Here is a 17,432-nt window from a genome sequence, read left to right as displayed (position 1 = left end):
AGGTGGGCTTTTTTATGTGGGCGGCGTCAGGCGCCTCTTTCAGATCATCCGTTTTGCGTCAGGGGCGAAATCAGCACTTCGACGCGGCGGTTCTGGGCGCGGCCATCAGCTGTCGCGTTGGATGCAATCGGCTGCGATGGGCCGAAGCCCATGGTCGAGATACGGCGCTGGTCGACACCGCCACGTTCGCCGAGATAGTTGGCGACGGATGCGGCGCGGCGTTCGGACAGACCCTGGTTATGGGCAAGGCTGCCGGTCGAATCGGTATGGCCGTTGATGTCTATATAGGTCTTGTTGAACTTGTTCAGCACGATGGCGACCGAGTTCAGCGTTGGGTAGAAGGGCGGTATGACCTGGTCCTGATCCGTGGCGAAGGTGACGTTAGACGGCATGTTGAGAACGATGCTGTCACCGCGACGGGTTACGGAAACGCCCGTGCCCTGAAGCTGCTGGCGAAGTTCGGCTTCCTGATTGTCCATGTAACCGCCGATGGCACCACCGGCCAGAGCGCCTATACCGGCACCGATCAAGGCATTGCGACCCTTGTTGCCACCACCGATAGCCAGACCGCCGACAGCACCGGCTAGCGCGCCGATGCCAGCCCCGCCTGCCATGTTGGAAACCTTTTGCTCACCCGTGTAGGGGTCGGTGGTGGTGCAGGCGGAAAGGTAGGTTGCGGCCAGCGCAAGAACGACAAACTTCTTGATCATGAATTCCAGTGCTCCGTGAGTTCACGTAAGGTAAGACAGATGAATTTCGGCATTTTCACGGTCGAAACCTATTCCGCCGCGTCCTTTTGGCCGAAACGTTTCTCGATATAGTCGATGACCAGTGCCTCGAAATCCTTGGCGATGTCAGGGCCGCGCAGCGTCAGCGCTTTTTCGCCGTCGATGAAGACGGGAGCGGCCGGGTTTTCGCCTGTGCCGGGCAGCGAGATGCCGATATCGGCATGTTTGCTTTCGCCGGGGCCGTTGACGATGCAGCCCATGACGGCGACGTTGAGCGCTTCCACGCCAGGATATTTTTCACGCCAGACCGGCATGTTCTTTCGAAGGTCGCTCTGGATGTTCTGCGCCAGTTCCTGAAACACGGTCGACGTGGTCCGTCCACAGCCGGGACAGGCTGCGACGACGGGAACGAACTGGCGGAAGCCCATGACCTGCAGGATTTCCTGCGCAACCTGCACTTCGCGGGTGCGATCGCCATTCGGCTCTGGCGTCAACGACACGCGGATCGTATCGCCAATGCCGTGTTGAAGGACATAGCCCATGGCAGCAGACGATGCGACGATGCCTTTCGATCCCATGCCCGCTTCGGTAAGGCCGAGATGCAAGGCATGGTCGGAGCGTTCCGACAGCATGGAATAGACGGCGATCAGATCCTGCACCTGGCTGACCTTGGCCGAGAGAATGATGCGGTTGCGCGGCAGGCCGATGTCTTCAGCAAGCTCTGCGGAAATCAGGGCGGACTGGACGATGGCTTCGCGGGTGACCTGACGGGCAGACAGTGGGAAGCCCTGCTCCTTGTTCTTGTCCATCAAGGTTGTCAGCAATTCCTGATCCAGCGATCCCCAGTTGACGCCGATGCGCACTGGCTTGTCGTACCGGATCGCCATTTCGACGATATCGCCGAACTGCTTGTCCTTCTTGTCCTTGAAGCCGACATTGCCGGGATTGATGCGATACTTCGCCAGCGCTTCGGCGCAGGCCGGGTGATCTGCCAGCAGCTTGTGGCCGATATAGTGGAAGTCGCCGACCAACGGCACATCCATGCCAAGGCGCAGCAGTCGGTCACGAATTTTCGGAACGGCGGCGGCGCTTTCGTCGCGGTCGACGGTGATGCGCACGATTTCGGAACCGGCGCGGAACAGGGCCGCGACCTGCTGCACGGTGGCGTCGATATCGGCGGTATCCGTATTGGTCATGGATTGCACCACGACCGGCGCGCCACCGCCGACAATCACGCCACCGACATCGACAGCAACCGAGGACCGGCGCGGCTTGGGATCAAAATCGGCGTGTGACGTCATGGTGTTCTCGAACAATTGCGGTAAATCTGATCATTCAGGTGGAACAAGGCGCGCGCCTTGTCAACATCGAAGCGATCAACTCCTATTTTACCGCAATCATGGCGAAATTCGAGACTTGTCGATGGCAGGCATCTCACTTTTGCGAAATCGGGATATCAATGCCCGCTTGCGCCATCCGCATGGCGGGCAAGTTTCGACAGCATGAGAACCACCACATGCAGAAGCGGCAGGCCGATAAACACGGCGGCAAGCCCCGTATGTTCTGCAATGAAGCCGATGGCCGACGGCGCGACGAGAATACCGGAATAACCCATGGTCGTAACCACCGAAAGTGCAATGCCCGGTGCCATTCCCGGCATGTTGCCAGCGGCCGAAAAGGCAATCGGCACCATGTTGGAAATGCCGATGCCAGCGATGGCAAAACCGGCGATGGCGATGAAGGCATTGGGCGCGAAACCGGCAATCAGCAGACCGACGATCGATATGGCTGAACAAAATTGTAGCGTGCGGACGGCTCCGAAACGGTCACGCACCAAATCTCCCGCAAAGCGCATGATGGCCATGGTCATCGAGAAGGCTGCAAAACCGAAGCCGGACAGCGTGACGGAAGCGCTGAGTTCATTGCGCAGATAAAGCGCGCCCCAATCGAGAATGGCACCTTCCGGAATCATCGAGAACAGCGCCATGATGCCGATAATCCAGGGCAGTGGTGTCATCGGCAGGCCACCCTTGGGGCGCTCTTCTTCGGGGTGGGGGCGATCCACCTGCACCCGTGGCCATGCGACGGCAAGGAGCGCGGCTGCGATGATCGTGAGCGTAATGGCATGGCCGTAGATGCCGGTTTTGGTGATCAGCAGACCGCCAAGACCCGCGCCGAGCAATCCGCCCAAGCTCCAGAACGCGTGGCAAGACGACATGATGGCGCGGCGCATGCTGCGCTCCACCACGACGGCGTTGGCATTCATGGCAACATCCATCGCCCCCGTCAGACCACCGAACAGAAAAACGGCGATGACGCCGGCCCAAAGCGAATTTGCGAGCGTGATCAACAGCAGTGTCGGCACCATGATGAGAGCGACCGTCAATGTCACAGTTCGCGAACCGAGGCGGCCGATCTGTGAACCGGCAATGGGCATGAAGGATAGGGAGCCGAGGCCGTAAACGAGAATGACGAGACCCAGCGTGCTTTCGCTGAGCGCAAAGCGTCTGGCGAATTCCGGGATCATCGGTGCCCATGAGCCCATCATGAAACCGTTCATCAGGAACAGCAGGGACACGCCAAGGCGTGTTCGCGTCATATAGGGCAAGCGGGCGGTCGTTGGCGTGGCAGTGCCGGTCATCGGGACTGGTCCTTCGATAAGTGCATGTGAGACGAAATGCCGGAAGATGATCCGGCCTGATGAATGTTGATGCCGGTGTCCGCCAGCGCGCCGATCATGTGGCGGTCGGCATCCTCTTCCAGAACGAGGGTGAGCGTGGAAGAAAGCGATGCGACCTGAAAAGCGGCAGTGGCACCCAGCTTTTCGGAGGTCACGGCGGCCAGCGTTTTTGCGCTGGCCTCGCAGGCCATCCGTTTGAACACCGCATCCTCATAGATATCGGCGCATAGACCCCGATCCAGCGTCAGGCCGCAGACGCCGACAATGCAGAGATCGGGCCGGATTAGCTCCAGCTGACGAATCGCGGTCGTATCGATAGCCGCACCCACCGCCGGATCGACCCTGCCGCCAATCAGAATGAGTTCGATGTCGGCGTTACCGGCGAGTTCTGCGGCAATCGCTGGTGTGTTGGTGACGATGGTGAGTTTCAGGCCAACGGCCAGATTTTTTGCGATGGCCAGATTGGTGGAACCGGCATCGAGAAAAACGATCATGCCGTTCTGCACGAAAGAAGCTGCGGCTTGTCCGAGTGTCGCCTTGCGATCCGGCATTTCGCCCATGCGGGTTTTCAGCGGAACGGTGGTGCCGGATGCTAGCAACGCGCCGCCATAGACACGTTCGCATTCCCCTCGGGCCGCCATTTCGCGCAAATCGCGTCGCACCGTGTCTTCCGATACGTCGAAACTCTGCGCAAGCTCCTGCGCCAGCACACGGCCATGCCGGTGCAGTTGCGCGTAAATCAGAGCCTGTCGCTCGCTGACGAAGTGATCGGTTTTAGACATCATGAATCAATCGGAGGAATCGTGCATAAACACGCATAACCCGGCGCAATGGTTTTCTCAAGCGGAAATCGTGGAATTCAGCAAGCAGTTGCGCTTGGTACTTGACGCTGGTTTTAGTTCTTCCGTTCTGCGACGAACTTTGCCGTCTCGATCAGAATATCCGCACGGTCACCATAGGGTGCCAGCAAATCTGTCGCTTCTTTCACCAGTTCACGCAGGCGGGTGGTTGCCCAATCCGCGCCGCGCAGGGCAACCAGTGTGCCTTTGCCGCGTCCGGCATCCTTGCCGGTTGCCTTGCCCATGGTAGCGGCGTCGGAGGTGAGGTCGAGAAGATCGTCGGCGAGTTGGAAGGCGAGGCCGATCTTTTCACCGAAGCTGCGCAGGCGTTGCCGTTCCACATCGTCGCTTCCGGCAATGATTGCGCCGGCTTCGCAGGCAAAACGGATCAACGCGCCGGTTTTCATGGCCTGCAAGGTTATGATGCCTGCTTCATCCGGGGCGTTTTTCTCTGCTGCCAGATCCAACGCCTGACCGCCAGCCATGCCGCCGATGCCTGCGGCCCTTGCCAAGGCAAGAACGAGCGCTGCTTTGCGGTCATCGGGCAAATGCGTTTCCGGTGCGGCGATAATATCGAAGGCGAGCGTCAGCAGGCTGTCGCCAGCCAGAATGGCCGTGGCTTCATCGAACTTTCTGTGAACTGTCGGCTGGCCTCGGCGCAGATCGTCATTGTCCATGGCGGGCAAATCGTCGTGCACTAGGGAGTAACAATGCAGGCATTCCAGGGCCGCGCCGACGCGAAGTGCGACATCGGCATCGCCGTTCAAAAGAGCTGCCGTTTCGATGACCAGAAAGGGACGCAGGCGTTTTCCACCGTTCAGGACACCATGGCGCATGGCTGCGGCCAGATTTTCCGGTCGGGTGATCTCGTCAGCGCGCGTTTCGCTGGACAAAAGCTTGGCAAGCAGGGCTTCCGTCCGCGCGGCGTTGTCACGGAGCTGCGTTTCGAATGTCATAGGGCCCGTTCCTTATAATGAGCGCTGTTTGGCATGGGGAAAAAGGGCTGGCAATGGTTTTTGTGACGCGGTTGGGGAACTTCGTTATCGGGACTCGCCTTGATGGTTCGTGCGGAATATGAAAGGCTCCGATCTGGAGCGAGTGGGGACAGGATTTGAGCAGCACGCCGGACAGCGAGACGGACTATGAAACGCTTGCCGAGAGCGGGAGCAAACCGAAAGTGGATGTTCGAAGCCTCGTGAGACGTGCCCTCCTGATCATTCTGGCTCTGCTGGTTTTGCCCTACCTGTTGATCCCGATCTACGTGCTGCCCTTCATGCGCCCGGTCTCTACGCTGATGCTGGCCGAACTTGTGACGTTTCAGGGCTATGATCGCCGCTGGGTACCGCTCGAAGACATTTCACCGCGCCTCATTCAATCGGTGATGATGTCGGAGGACGGTCAATTCTGTTCGCATGGGGGTGTGGACTGGAACCAGATGCAGACGGTGGTCAACAGTGCGCTGGAGGGTGAATCCACCCGTGGCGCCAGCACCATTCCCATGCAGACGGCCAAGAACCTGTTTCTATGGAACGGACGGTCCTTCATCCGAAAAGGTCTGGAGCTGCCGCTGGCCGTCGTGTCCGACTTCATCTGGTCGAAAAAGCGGATGATGGAGATTTATCTGAACGTCGCTGAATGGGGTCCCGGCATTTACGGCATCGAAGCGGCGGCGCAATATCACTTCAAGGTATCAGCCTCGAAGTTGAGCTCTCGGCAGGCCGCCCTTCTAGCCGTCGCGCTTCCCAACCCGATCGACCGCGTGGCCGGCAAGCCAGGCCGTGGCATGCAGCGTTTGGCCGGGCTCATCGAGAGACGAGCCCGGGGTTCAGGCGCTTACGTCGGTTGCGTGCTTGACTAAAGCTCCTGACTGCAAGCCATTTGTGGTCAGATCGCAAAGACTTCGGCGGTAGGATCAACGCGGAGCTCAGCATTGCACTCGTGACACCAATCTTCCAATTCCTGTTTCAAAATTGGCCAAAGCGATCGCGCCCAATCCGGTCCGCGCCGCACCCATTCTTCTTCGGTGGGAAGGTAGACGGATAGTACGCCTATTGGCATTTCGAGGACGAAAGAACCGCCGCTCCCCGAAACTGCCAACTCTTCTTTCCAGCGCGACTTAAAATGAAACAGCTTGTCTGACACGGCTATCGGCCTGCAGATATTCTATTACGATTCTTTTGTGAAGATATAGTCGGTTTCCTGCCGCAGGGTTTCGCCGGGGCGCAGTATGGCGTCGGGAAAGCCTTCGTGATTGACGGCATCCGGCCAGATTTGCGTTTCGAGGCAGAAGCCCGCAAACGGGCCATAGGTTCGTCCGTCGAGACCCGGTGCGCCTGTGTTCAGTTTGAAGGCGGAATAGAACTGCACGCCGGGTTCCGTCGTGTGCACTTCGAGGGTGACATCAGAGGCGGGGGCATAGACGCGGGCGACCTTTCGTTTTGCCACGCGCTGCGGCGAGAGGCAGAAATTGTGATCGAACGTCACCTGCTGGCCGTTTTCTTCGCGCCGCATCGGGGTGGATGTGCGCAGATCGAACACCGTGCCATCCACAGGGCGAATTTCGCCGGTTGGAATTTGCCGCTCGGTTGTCGGCAAATAATGGTCGGCCGCGATTTCGATCTCGTGACCGAGCGCGGTTTCCGCGCCATCGAGATTGAAATAGGAATGCTGGCAGACATTGGCGATGGTCGGCTCGTCGGTGGTGGTTTCGTAAACCACTGACAACACGCCGCCTTCGCGAATCGTATAGGTCGCCCGCACCGTGCAATTGCCGGGATAACCGGCGCGGCCATCGGGATCGACGATCTGCAACACCACATGGCTTGGACCATGTTCCATGATCATCCAGTTGCGTTTGCCGATATTATCGCTACCGCCGTGGAGATGGGTGACGCCCTTCTCGTTGAGTTCGAGCTGATAGTCTTTGCCATCGATAGCGAACTTGCCATCACCGATGCGGTTGGCGTTGCGCCCGGGTGTCGCGCCGAAATAGGAGGAGTATTTCGGATAGTCGTCAAATTTGTCGAACCCGAGCATGAGAGGCGGCTGATGGCCATCGAGGCGCAAGTCCTGAATGACCGCGCCCCAGGTCATGACATGCGCCGTCAGCCCGCCTGCTGAAATCGTGACGCGCTCGACTTTCTCGCCCGTCGCCGTCAATCCAAAATTTTCCCGTGCGCCGCTTTCGCTCATGCCGTCATTCTCCCAATCGAAGCCATAGGGCCGGACGTTGCTTCATTTTCCGGCACCGTGCAATCTTTGAATTATGCTGTCTGCTGGCCGATATTGTCCAGATCATAGGGCGTGGTCTGGTAAATCTCGTTGATCCAGTTGCCGAAGAACAGATGGGCGTGGCTGCGCCAACGGTTGAGCGGTGTCAGCGCCGGGTCGTTGTGCGGGAAATAATCATGCGGCAGCTTTATCGGCACACCGGCATCCGCATCGCGGAAATATTCTTCGGATAGCGAGGTCGAATCATATTCGACGTGGTTGAACATGTAGAGACGCTTGCCGCGCTTCTCATGCACCAAGCACACGCCCATTTCTTCCGATTCCATCAGGATTTCGAGACCAGGATGCTTCTCGATGTCGGTGCGGCGCACCTCCGTCCAGCGCGAGACAGGAACCTGAAAATCATCCGAGAAGCCGTTGAGATAGATGGAGGCGGGGCTAAGATTGCGGTGGCGGTAGACACCGAATGCCTTTTCCTTCAGCTCATGCTTTGGCACGTCATGGAAATGATAGATGGCGGCCATTGCGCCCCAGCAGACATTTAATGTGGAATGGACATTCGTTTCCGTCCATTCGAAAATCTTCTGCATCTCATCCCAATAGGTCACGTCTTCATAGGTGAGCTTTTCGACAGGCGCGCCGGTGATGATGAAGCCATCGAACTTGCGGTGGCGCACCTCTTCCCATGTTTCGTAGAAGGACAGCAGATGCTCTTCCGGCGTGTTCTTGGCACGATGTCCGCCAATGCGCACCAGCGACAGTTCCACCTGAAGCGGGGAGGCACCAACGAGGCGCGCCATCTGTATTTCGGTCTTGATCTTGTTCGGCATGAGATTGAGAAGCCCGATCTGGAGAGGGCGAATATCCTGCCGGATAGCCGCCGTTTCAGTCAGTACCCGCACGCCCTCTTGGATGAGGGTTTCAAAAGCAGGCAAGGTATCGGGAATTTTAATCGGCATGTCGAACTCACTTCCGTGGCGGCGAGGGCCTTAAACACAAAAAAACCGGCAACGAAATCGCAGCCGGTCCTCGGAAATTGACGTGTTTCCTCGACCATTTAGCGACTTCTTTAAAGTGGCTGCAAGCCGGTCGGCAAATCACCACTGGCAGGTGTCATAATCCTCTCGTTCAAGAAAATCAATATCACCGCTTTCCAAGGCGTTTCGGCCTTCCCATGCGCCACCGTTCCGGGCTATGGCAGGGCATGACGACCAGCCACTTCACCATTTTGCTCGGCGGCAACATTACCGTTACGGATCGCCTGCAGAAGGCGGTGGCGGATACGCGTGTGATTGCAGCCGATAGCGGCATGCGGCATGCAGACCCGTTAGGTCTTGTGCCGGAACTGTGGGTGGGTGATTTCGACTCCTCCGATATGGCCTTGCAAGAGCTGTGGCCTGATGTGGAGCAGCAACCGTTCCCGGCTGCCAAAGGCGTGACGGATGGCGAGATTGCCGTATCCGAAGCCCTGACACGCGGCGCAAAACGGCTGACGCTGGTGGGCGCGCTGGCGGGGGAGCGGTCGGATCATGCGCTGTTTCATCTGCTCTATGCGGTCTCGCTGGCCGAGCGTGGTTTCGAGGTGGTGCTGACATCGGGTGACGAAGAAGCCTATCCACTGATGGAGGGCACGTTCGAGCTCGATCTTCCCTCGGGGTCGTTGTTCTCAGTTGCCGGTTTCACGGCGCTGGAAGGGCTCGATATCGACAATGCACGTTATCCGCTCGCCAATTTCGCGCTTGCTTTCGGCTCGTCGCGCACTATTTCGAACGTGGCGGAAGGGCCTTTGCGCCTTCGCCTTCAAAGCGGCAAGGCCATCGTGCTTGCCCGTCCTTATGATTTGACCGGAGCCTGAACCCTTGGCACCCCCTATTCTAAAACTCGACGACATCATGCTGACCTTCGGCGTCACACCGCTGCTGAATGGTGCAAACCTGCAAGTGGAGCCGGGGGATCGCATCTGCCTTGTCGGGCGCAACGGTTCCGGCAAATCGACGCTGATGAAAATCGCCGCCGGTCTGGTCGAGGCGCAATCGGGTGAAATCTTTCGGCATCCATCGGCCACCATCCGGTATCTGGATCAGGCACCGGATTTTGCAGGTTACGAGACGGTTCAGGCCTATGCTGAAGCGGGGCTTGGACCGGGAGATGACGCCTACCGCGTAACATATCTGCTGGAACATCTTGGGCTGACGGGGCAAGAGCATCCGTCCAGTCTTTCGGGTGGTGAGGCGCGCCGCGCCGCACTCGTGCGCGTCATGGCACCCGAACCCGATATTCTGATGCTGGACGAGCCGACCAACCATCTGGATCTGCCCACCATCGAATGGCTGGAAGGTGAATTGCAGCAGACGCGCAGTGCGCTGGTGCTGATTTCGCATGACCGTCGCTTTCTTGAGAAGGTATCCACTGCCACTGTCTGGCTGGATCGCGGCCAGGCGCGTCGTCTCAGCCGTGGTTTCGGCCATTTCGAAGAATGGCGCGACAAGGTGCTGGAAGAGGAAGAGCTGGAACAGCACAAGCTCGGCAAGGCCATCGAGCGCGAAGAACACTGGATGCGCTATGGCGTGACTGCTCGCCGCAAGCGCAACATGCGCCGCGTGGGTGAACTTCAGGCGATGCGCGCCGACTACCGTGGCCACAAGGGGCCGACGGGGAGCGTGCAGGCGACAGCGGCTGAGGGCCGTGAGTCCGGCAAGCTCGTCATTGAAGCGGACCAGATTACCAAGGCTTATGGCGACCGTACCATCGTCGCGCCGTTTTCACTGCGTGTTCATCGCGGTGATTGCATCGGTTTTGTTGGCCCGAACGGTGCCGGCAAGACGACGCTTTTGAAAATGCTGACAGGTCAGCTGAAGCCAGATAGCGGGTGGGTCAAACTCGGCACCAATCTGGAAGTGGCGACGCTGGACCAGAAGCGTGAGGATTTGAACCCGAACGATACGCTCGCACATTATCTGACCGACGGGCGCGGTGAAAACCTTCTGGTCAATGGCGAGCTGAAACATGTGACCGGCTATATGAAGGACTTTCTGTTCCAGCCGGAGCAGGCCCGCACGCCTATCCGCAATCTCTCCGGTGGGGAACGTGCACGCCTGATGCTGGCGCGCATTCTGGCTCGCCCGACGAACCTTCTGATCCTCGATGAGCCGACCAACGATCTCGACATCGAGACGCTCGATCTGTTGCAGGAAATCGTCTCCGGCTTTTCCGGTACCGTTATTCTCGTCAGCCATGACCGTGACTTTCTCGACCGGACCGTCACCTCCACCATTGCACCCGTAAACCCGGATGCACCGGATGGTCGCTGGATAGAATATGCTGGCGGTTATTCGGACATGATGGCGCAGCGCAAAGGTGCCTCGGACGAAAAGAAGAAGGCCGAAAAGCAGGAAAAGGCAAAGTCTGCTTCGAATGCGGGTGGCGAACCGGCCAAAACCAAGGGCAAGATGTCCTTCAAACAGAAATTCGCGCTCGAAAATCTGCCTAAGGAAATGGAAAAGACCCAGTTGGAGATCGCCCAGCGTGAGGAGCGCATGGCCGACCCTAATCTCTTTGCCAAAAACCCTGAGATTTTCAGCAAACTGGCCGATGAGATGTCGAAATTGCGGCAGAAGCTCGAGACCATGGAAGAAGAATGGCTGGAGCTGGAAATGCTGCGCGAGGAGCTCGAAAACTAAAGCGGATGGCTTCAACGCCATCTTGCTAATTGATGGATCACCGATTACATCTTTGCCTAGATCTAACGGGGTGCTTTGTCCTATCCGGGACAAGGCTGAGAGGCTTAGCCAACCCGAAGAACCTGATCCGGTTAACACCGGCGGAGGGATTAGACGGCTTCCATTCAGACGCCTGTTCCCCGTTGCCCATTTCGAGGAGGTGCTCTTGATGTATCGTCGTTTTTTCCTTCATTCGCTTGTCGTTGCGTCCGTTTTGCTGCCCGCTATTGCTGTGGCGCAAGATAAAAAGACGCTGACGGTCTATACCTACGAAAGCTTCGTTTCCGAGTGGGGTCCCGGCCCCAAGGTCAAGGCCGCTTTTGAAGAGACGTGCAACTGCACCGTCAATTTCGTGGGCGTTGCCGATGGTGTCGCGCTGTTGAACCGGCTGAAACTGGAAGGCCCCGGCTCCAAGGCGGATGTTGTAGTCGGCCTCGATACCAATCTCATTGCCGAATCCAAGCAGACGGGTCTTTTCGAGGCGTCGGGCGTCGATCCGTCCGCAGCCAAGGTGCCGGGTGACTTCAAGGATGACGTTTTCGTGCCCTATGATTACGGCCACTTCGCCGTTGTTTACGACACGCAGACGCTGAAAAACCCACCCAAGAGCCTCAAGGAGCTGGTCGAGGGCGATCCGTCGCAGAAAATTGCGATCCAGGATCCGCGCACCTCGACGCCGGGTCTCGGATTGCTGCTGTGGGTAAAATCCGTCTATGGCGACAAGGCACCGGAGGCCTGGGCAAAACTGAAAAACCGCGTGTTGACTGTCACGCCCGGCTGGTCGGAATCCTACGGTCTGTTCACCAAGGGCGAAGTGCCGATGGTGCTGTCCTACACCACCTCGCCTGCCTATCACATGGTCGCGGAAAAGACCGATCGCTATCAGGCGGCCAGCTTCGAAGAGGGTCATTATATCCAGATCGAAGTGGCCGGTATCTTGAAGAATGCGCCGGAAAAGGAACTGGCAAAGCAGTTTCTCGCCTTCATGCTGACCACGGGTTTTCAAGACGCCATTCCAGAAAACAACTGGATGATGCCGGTGGCCGCAACGTCTGCGCCCCTGCCGGATGCGTTCTCCAAGCTGGTGCAACCCACAAAGACATTTCTGATGGACCCGGAAGTGGTGGCCAAGAACCGCAAGGCGTGGATCGACGAATGGCTTACGGCCATGAGCGTGAAGTAATCATCCGCCATGATACAGAGTCGCGACAGTCGCAGGTTTATCTATAGCGGGGCGGTGGCATTTGCCGCGGTTCTGCTGTTCATGGGCCTCGCTGTTGCGGCCTTGCTGTCTTTCGATGCGGGGGCGTCATCGGCGGCGTTTTTTGATCCCTATACGCTGCGCATCCTGCGTTTCACGCTGTTGCAGGCAAGTCTTTCCACGCTGATCTCGATTGGTCTCGGGCTGCCGGTGGCGCTGGCCCTTGCCCGCCAGCGCGATTTCCCCGGCCGCATCTGGATCATCAGGCTGATGGCGGTGCCGATGGGCCTGCCGGTTATCGTGGGCGCGCTGGGCCTTATCGCGATCTGGGGCAGACAGGGTGTGTTCAACGCCGCCCTGTTGGCTTTGGGGGCAGACCAGCCCTTCAGCATCTATGGTTTGTCCGGTATCCTCATTGCCCATGTTTTCTTTAACCTGCCGCTGGCCGTAAGGTTCTTTCTGGCAGGTCTGGAGCGGGTGCCGGACGAATATTGGCGCGTGGGCGCAAGCCTTGGTTTTGGACCCGTCTCCACGTTTCGGTTCATCGAATGGCCAGCGGTCGCAAAGCTCGTTCCGGGCGTTGCGGGGCTGATCTTCATGCTTTGCGTCACCAGTTTTACCCTCGTTCTGCTGCTGGGCGGCGGACCGTCGGCGACGACGATCGAGGTCGCGATCTATCAGGCTTTGCGATTCGATTTCGACCCGCCACGGGCTATCGCGTTATCGCTTTTGCAGATCGGAATGACAGGAATTCTGTTGGCTTTGCTGGCGCTGTTGCCATCCACGGATGCGGAGCCCTCGACGCAGGGCCGAGGGGTTCGTCGTTTCGATGGATCAAGCATTCCATCACGACTGTGGGATGGGGTTATTATCTGCCTGGCATTGCTGTTGGTCGGTCTGCCATTGGTGGCGGTGGCATCATCCGGGCTGTCGGCGGATCTTCCACGCCTTCTGACGGCGGGTTCTTTCTGGAGGGCCTTCGGCACGAGCATGATGGTCGCCGTCCTCTCTGCCTCACTTGCCCTTGTGGTCTCCGTTGCCATCATCCGTGCACGGCAGGCCGTAGCTGCTCGAAGATATACGGGCTGGCTGTTGAACGCTTTTTCGACAGTGCTGGGGTCCGGCTCGTCACTCGTGCTTCTCGTCCCACCGGTGGTGCTGGGAAGCGGATGGTTTTTGCTGCTGCGTCCTTTCGGTGATGTTGCTGTCTTCGCACCGGCGCTGGTCGCTTTTATCAATATGCTGATGGCGCTGCCGTTTGTGATGCGTGTTCTCGAGCCTGCGTTTTCGACCCATCAGGCCCGCACCGGTCGACTGATTGCAAGCCTTGGCATATCAGGCTTTTCCCGGCTTCGGCTTATCGACTGGCCGGTTCTATGGGCTCCGATCACGATGGCATTCTCCTTCGCCATGGCGCTTTCATTGGGTGATCTGGGAGCCGTGGCGCTGTTCGGCTCCGAAAATTTTGTTACCCTGCCATGGCTGGTTTACAGCAATATGGGCAGCTACCGGACCAATGATGCGGCAGGCTATGCCTTCATTCTGGGCGTTATTTGCCTCGTTCTTGCGGCAGGCGGGGTGTCACGGCAGGCCATAACAGCAAAGGCAACCGCATGAGTGCTCAAGATTGCGGTGTCAGCCTCGACAATGTCACCCTGAAACTGGGTCAACAGGATTTTGCGCTGAATTGCGCGTTTGAACCGGGTAAGGTCACCGCTGTCGTCGGACCGTCCGGCTCCGGAAAATCGACGCTTCTCAATCTCGTTGCAGGCTTCGAAGCACCGGATGCAGGGCGTGTGCTGATCGATGGGCGGGATGTGAGCGGCCTTGACCCCTCGGAGCGTCCGGTTTCGCTTATCTTTCAGGACAACAACCTCTTTTCGCATCTGGATATTTTCACCAATGTTGGCCTCGGGGTCAGCCCCTCGCTGAAACTCACCGCTGACGACAAGACGGCCATCAGCCACGCGCTTGCGCGGGTTGGTCTTGGCGGTTTTGAAAAACGCCTGCCTTCCACCCTGTCCGGTGGCGAGCGACAGAGGGCGGCGCTGGCCAGAGCGCTGGTGCGCCAACGGGCGGTGATGCTGTTGGATGAACCGTTTGCGGCGCTTGATCCCGGCTTGCGTTCCGGCATGTCCACTCTTTTGAAAGAGCTGCATGATGACATGAAGAACACGGTTCTTCTTGTAACCCATCACCCGGACGATATCCGTCGATTGGCGCACGACGTCATTTTTCTTTCGAATGGCCATGTGGTTTATAAAGGCAAAGTCGAAGACTTCTTTGCGGCAACGCATGTTGAAGAGATCAGAACCTTTCTTGCACTTTAAGACAGGTTTGGATGCCGGGTTGGCCCGGTCGCGTCACAATTTGGACGCGGGGGACTGTCAAGCCTTGCGAAATCACACAGGCGATGCGCCATTTTTGCACTTGCGGATTTATAACAACTGCTTGAAAACTATAAGAACAATCCTTCTGGCGTAATATTGCCGTGTTACGGATCGTTTTCGGTGTTGGCGCATTCACATGCCCCTAGGGGTAATAGAGTATTCTGGTCTGCAATTGACGGATGATCAGGAACGTTTGGAGCAGACAGGCAGAATGATGACGTGTGTGAAGGCTCCGCAGAGCCACACCTCCGGTCAGAATGTATGGCAGAGGGGCAAGTCGGTTAGGCGCATTCTGACGCTGGCAACCGCTGGCCTCATTTTGTCGTCGTGCCAGTCGCTGTTCAGCCCGTCCTACCAATCGAGCCTGAAGCCTTCGGACAATCCGCAGACCGTTGAGGAAGTGCAGAAAAACGATCCACGCGCGCAGATGGGCGCGCGCGAGCATCCACGCATTGTCGCCAGCTATGGCGGTGAATATCATGACGACAAGACCGAACGCCTGGTAGCACGAATTGCTGGCGCGTTGACGGCGGTGTCTGAAAACCCGCAGCAGTCCTACCGCATAACGATCCTTAACTCACCCGCCATCAACGCCTTTGCCTTGCCGGGCGGATATCTCTATGTGACCCGTGGTTTGCTGGCGCTGGCTAACGACGCGTCGGAAGTTGCGGCGGTTCTGTCGCATGAAATGGGCCATGTCACCGCCAATCACGGTATCGAGCGGCAGCGTCGCGAAGAGGCGGAAGTCATAGCCAGCCGTGTCGTTGCAGAAGTGCTATCGAGCGATCTGGCTGGAAAACAGGCTTTGGCGCGCGGCAAGCTGCGCCTGGCTGCGTTTTCTCGCCAACAGGAATTGCAGGCCGATGTCATCGGTGTGCGAATGTTGGGTGAAGCGGGATATGACCCATATGCATCGCCGCGCTTCCTTGATTCCATGGCGGCCTATGCGCGTTTCACCTCTGCCGACCCTGACAGTGACCAGAGCCTCGACTTCCTATCCAGCCACCCCAATACGCCGCAGCGCATCGAGCTGGCCAAGCGGCATGCCCGCGCCTTCGGTCAGGAAGGGCAGGTCGGAGACAAGGGGCGCGAATGGTTCCTCAATGGCATTGATGGCCTGCTTTACGGTGACAGCCCGCAAGAGGGCTATGTGCGAGGCAATACGTTCCTGCACGGCACTCTGGGCATCCGTTTCGACGTGCCAGACGGCTTCCAGATCGACAACAAGGTCGAAGCTGTTCTGGCGACCGGCCCCGGCGAAATGGCGATCCGTTTCGATGGCGTAGCCGATCCCAAGCAGACCAGCCTTGCGAATTATCTCACCAGCGGCTGGGTTGCGGGTCTGGTGCCTGAAACTGTGCGTGAGACCGAAATCAATGGGCTACCAGCTGCTACCGCGCGCGCGACGGCCGATAAATGGGATTTCGACGTTACGGTCATCCGTGTCGGGCAGCAGATTTTCCGGTTCCTGACGGCTGTGCCAAAGGGGAGCGCTCAGCTTGATAGCGTTTCCAATGTGCTGCGCACCAGCTTCCGCAAGATGACACCGCAGGAAATCGCTGCGCTCAAACCGCTCCGCGTCCGTGTCGTGACGACAAAGGCGGATGATACCGTCGCGTCGCTTGCCGCCCGCATGATGGGGACGGATCGCAAGCTTGAACTTTTCCGCGTCCTCAACGCTATGAGCGCGACCGCGACGATCCAGCCAGGCCAGCGCGTGAAAATCATCTCGGAATAAAAAAACCGACCCTCGAATTGCCTCAAGTCGTTGATCGTCAACATCTTGAAAGCAGTTCGAGGGTCGGCTTTATAGTGTCGCCGGAAAGGAAAAGCTTAAGCGGCTTCTTCTTCCTGAGCTTCGTCTTCGTCAGCAGCCTTGCCGCGCTTTGGCCCCTTGTTGAGATTGATCTCAACGAGACGAACGGCTTCCGTTTCTGACATCTTGTTGACAGCGGCAATTTCGCGCGCCATGCGGTCAAGAGCAGCTTCGTAAAGCTGGCGTTCGGAATAGGACTGTTCCGGCTGGTTTTCAGCGCGATAAAGGTCGCGAACGACCTCGGCAATCGCGATCAGGTCGCCGGAGTTGATCTTCGCATCATATTCCTGTGCGCGACGCGACCACATGGTGCGCTTGACGCGCGCCCTGCCCTGAACGACTTTCAGTGCACGCTCGACAAAATCTCCCTCGGACAGCTTGCGCATGCCGATGGTGACAGCCTTGGCTACAGGAACCTTGAGACGCATCTTGTCTTTTTCGAAATCTATGACGAACAGTTCGAGCTTCATGCCCGCGACTTCCTGTTCCTCAATAGACGAAATGGTACCGACACCATGAGCGGGATAAACGATCGCTTCGCCGATCTTGAAGCCGTGACGCGCTGGAGATTTCTTCTGCTGGATAGTCATTCGTTCTAAAAACTCCCTGTTACATGCACCCGGGGGTCCGGGGTCGGGTCGGTAGGCCCGGATGAGACGGGGGAAACCGTCAGGTGACTTCGTACTGGTACAGACGTGCGCTCAAACATAAATCATCTTGCAACCGCCAAGGTTGACAACACAAACGAACGATATGTCACGGAGACCGCGTGCAAGTGATGAGTTGCTTTCGTGGTGTTTTTGGGCACGCAAATGCCACGCTGTGGAT

16 protein-coding genes and 2 riboswitches are annotated in these 17,432 nt (G+C 57.9%); of the genes, 7 read left to right on the top strand and 9 right to left on the bottom strand.

Translation table 11 applies throughout. The features are described 5' to 3' along the window. Positions 1 to 44: 44 nt before the first annotated feature. From DSM25558_RS06685 to DSM25558_RS06665, 5 genes are all read right to left on the bottom strand, one after another. Positions 45 to 710 carry a YiaD family glycine zipper/OmpA-like lipoprotein gene (locus DSM25558_RS06685; RefSeq protein WP_062452969.1) on the bottom strand — a complete coding sequence of 222 codons (666 nt, stop codon included), beginning with the start codon at positions 708 to 710 and terminating at the stop codon, positions 45 to 47. 68 nt (positions 711 to 778) lie between these two features. Next, the gene (gene ispG / locus DSM25558_RS06680) at positions 779 to 2,029 is read right to left on the bottom strand and encodes a flavodoxin-dependent (E)-4-hydroxy-3-methylbut-2-enyl-diphosphate synthase (RefSeq protein ID WP_077103072.1); all 1,251 of its coding nucleotides are present in this window, start codon (positions 2,027 to 2,029) and stop codon (positions 779 to 781) included. Positions 2,030 to 2,184: 155 nt separating this feature from the next. Beyond that, positions 2,185 to 3,369, bottom strand: coding sequence for an MFS transporter (locus DSM25558_RS06675; RefSeq protein WP_077103070.1), 1,185 nt, complete (start codon positions 3,367 to 3,369; stop codon positions 2,185 to 2,187). Next, a complete protein-coding gene (locus DSM25558_RS06670) occupies positions 3,366 to 4,193 on the bottom strand; it encodes a DeoR/GlpR family DNA-binding transcription regulator (protein WP_077103068.1) in 828 nt (275 codons plus the stop codon). Before DSM25558_RS06670 ends, DSM25558_RS06675 begins: the two co-directional genes overlap by 4 nt. Positions 4,194 to 4,303: 110 nt before the next feature. After that, complete coding sequence (locus DSM25558_RS06665) at positions 4,304 to 5,203, bottom strand: polyprenyl synthetase family protein (protein WP_077103066.1); 900 nt, start codon at positions 5,201 to 5,203, stop codon at positions 4,304 to 4,306. 155 nt (positions 5,204 to 5,358) lie between these two features. On the opposite strand from DSM25558_RS06665, the gene mtgA reads away from it, so the two are divergent. Next, positions 5,359 to 6,105: a monofunctional biosynthetic peptidoglycan transglycosylase gene (gene mtgA, locus DSM25558_RS06660; RefSeq protein ID WP_077103064.1), complete on the top strand. Its 747-nt coding sequence runs from the start codon at positions 5,359 to 5,361 to the stop codon at positions 6,103 to 6,105. A 26-nt stretch (positions 6,106 to 6,131) separates the two neighbouring features. On the opposite strand, the gene DSM25558_RS06655 is transcribed toward mtgA, so the two are convergent. The 3 genes from DSM25558_RS06655 to metA all read right to left on the bottom strand — a co-directional run bounded on the left by DSM25558_RS06655 (position 6,132) and on the right by metA (position 8,437). Next, entirely contained in the window at positions 6,132 to 6,389 is a 258-nt protein-coding gene (locus DSM25558_RS06655; protein WP_143240030.1) for a hypothetical protein, read from the bottom strand. A 24-nt stretch (positions 6,390 to 6,413) separates the two neighbouring features. Continuing rightward, positions 6,414 to 7,439 carry an aldose epimerase family protein gene (locus tag DSM25558_RS06650; protein ID WP_077103062.1) on the bottom strand — a complete coding sequence of 342 codons (1,026 nt, stop codon included), beginning with the start codon at positions 7,437 to 7,439 and terminating at the stop codon, positions 6,414 to 6,416. Between the two features lie 71 nt (positions 7,440 to 7,510). Further along, positions 7,511 to 8,437: a homoserine O-acetyltransferase MetA gene (metA, locus tag DSM25558_RS06645; protein ID WP_077103060.1), complete on the bottom strand. Its 927-nt coding sequence runs from the start codon at positions 8,435 to 8,437 to the stop codon at positions 7,511 to 7,513. Positions 8,438 to 8,515: 78 nt separating this feature from the next. Continuing rightward, positions 8,516 to 8,592: riboswitch (SAM riboswitch) on the bottom strand. A gap of 90 nt (positions 8,593 to 8,682) precedes the next feature. Here metA and DSM25558_RS06640 point away from each other — a divergent pair. The 6 genes from DSM25558_RS06640 (at position 8,683) to DSM25558_RS06615 (ending at position 16,526) form a co-directional block, all read left to right on the top strand. Next, positions 8,683 to 9,333, top strand: a complete 651-nt coding sequence (locus DSM25558_RS06640) for a thiamine diphosphokinase (RefSeq protein ID WP_077103059.1) — start codon at positions 8,683 to 8,685, stop codon at positions 9,331 to 9,333. A gap of 4 nt (positions 9,334 to 9,337) precedes the next feature. After that, positions 9,338 to 11,158, top strand: coding sequence for an ABC-F family ATP-binding cassette domain-containing protein (locus DSM25558_RS06635; protein ID WP_077103057.1), 1,821 nt, complete (start codon positions 9,338 to 9,340; stop codon positions 11,156 to 11,158). Between the two features lie 56 nt (positions 11,159 to 11,214). Then, a riboswitch (TPP riboswitch) is annotated at positions 11,215 to 11,324 on the top strand. Between the two features lie 42 nt (positions 11,325 to 11,366). Continuing rightward, positions 11,367 to 12,380 (top strand): thiamine ABC transporter substrate binding subunit, encoded by a 1,014-nt coding sequence (gene thiB / locus DSM25558_RS06630; RefSeq protein WP_077103055.1) that lies wholly within the window; start codon positions 11,367 to 11,369, stop codon positions 12,378 to 12,380. Positions 12,381 to 12,389: 9 nt separating this feature from the next. Beyond that, complete coding sequence (gene thiP, locus DSM25558_RS06625; protein WP_077103053.1) at positions 12,390 to 14,015, top strand: thiamine/thiamine pyrophosphate ABC transporter permease ThiP; 1,626 nt, start codon at positions 12,390 to 12,392, stop codon at positions 14,013 to 14,015. Beyond that, positions 14,012 to 14,728, top strand: a complete 717-nt coding sequence (locus tag DSM25558_RS06620) for a thiamine ABC transporter ATP-binding protein (protein WP_077103051.1) — start codon at positions 14,012 to 14,014, stop codon at positions 14,726 to 14,728. The genes thiP and DSM25558_RS06620 overlap by 4 nt, the downstream gene beginning before the upstream one ends. 196 nt (positions 14,729 to 14,924) lie before the next feature. After that, a complete protein-coding gene (locus tag DSM25558_RS06615; protein WP_244554129.1) occupies positions 14,925 to 16,526 on the top strand; it encodes a M48 family metalloprotease in 1,602 nt (533 codons plus the stop codon). A gap of 95 nt (positions 16,527 to 16,621) precedes the next feature. Here the strand turns inward: DSM25558_RS06615 and DSM25558_RS06610 are convergent, their stop codons facing one another. Continuing rightward, the gene (locus tag DSM25558_RS06610) at positions 16,622 to 17,194 is read right to left on the bottom strand and encodes a CarD family transcriptional regulator (protein WP_077103049.1); all 573 of its coding nucleotides are present in this window, start codon (positions 17,192 to 17,194) and stop codon (positions 16,622 to 16,624) included. Positions 17,195 to 17,432 lie beyond the last annotated feature (238 nt).

This window comes from Agrobacterium sp. DSM 25558 (genome assembly GCF_900100825.1).
Taxonomy (GTDB): domain Bacteria; phylum Pseudomonadota; class Alphaproteobacteria; order Rhizobiales; family Rhizobiaceae; genus Agrobacterium.
Note: the sequence above shows the minus strand (reverse complement) of the source record. Positions and strands in the feature narration are given on the sequence as shown.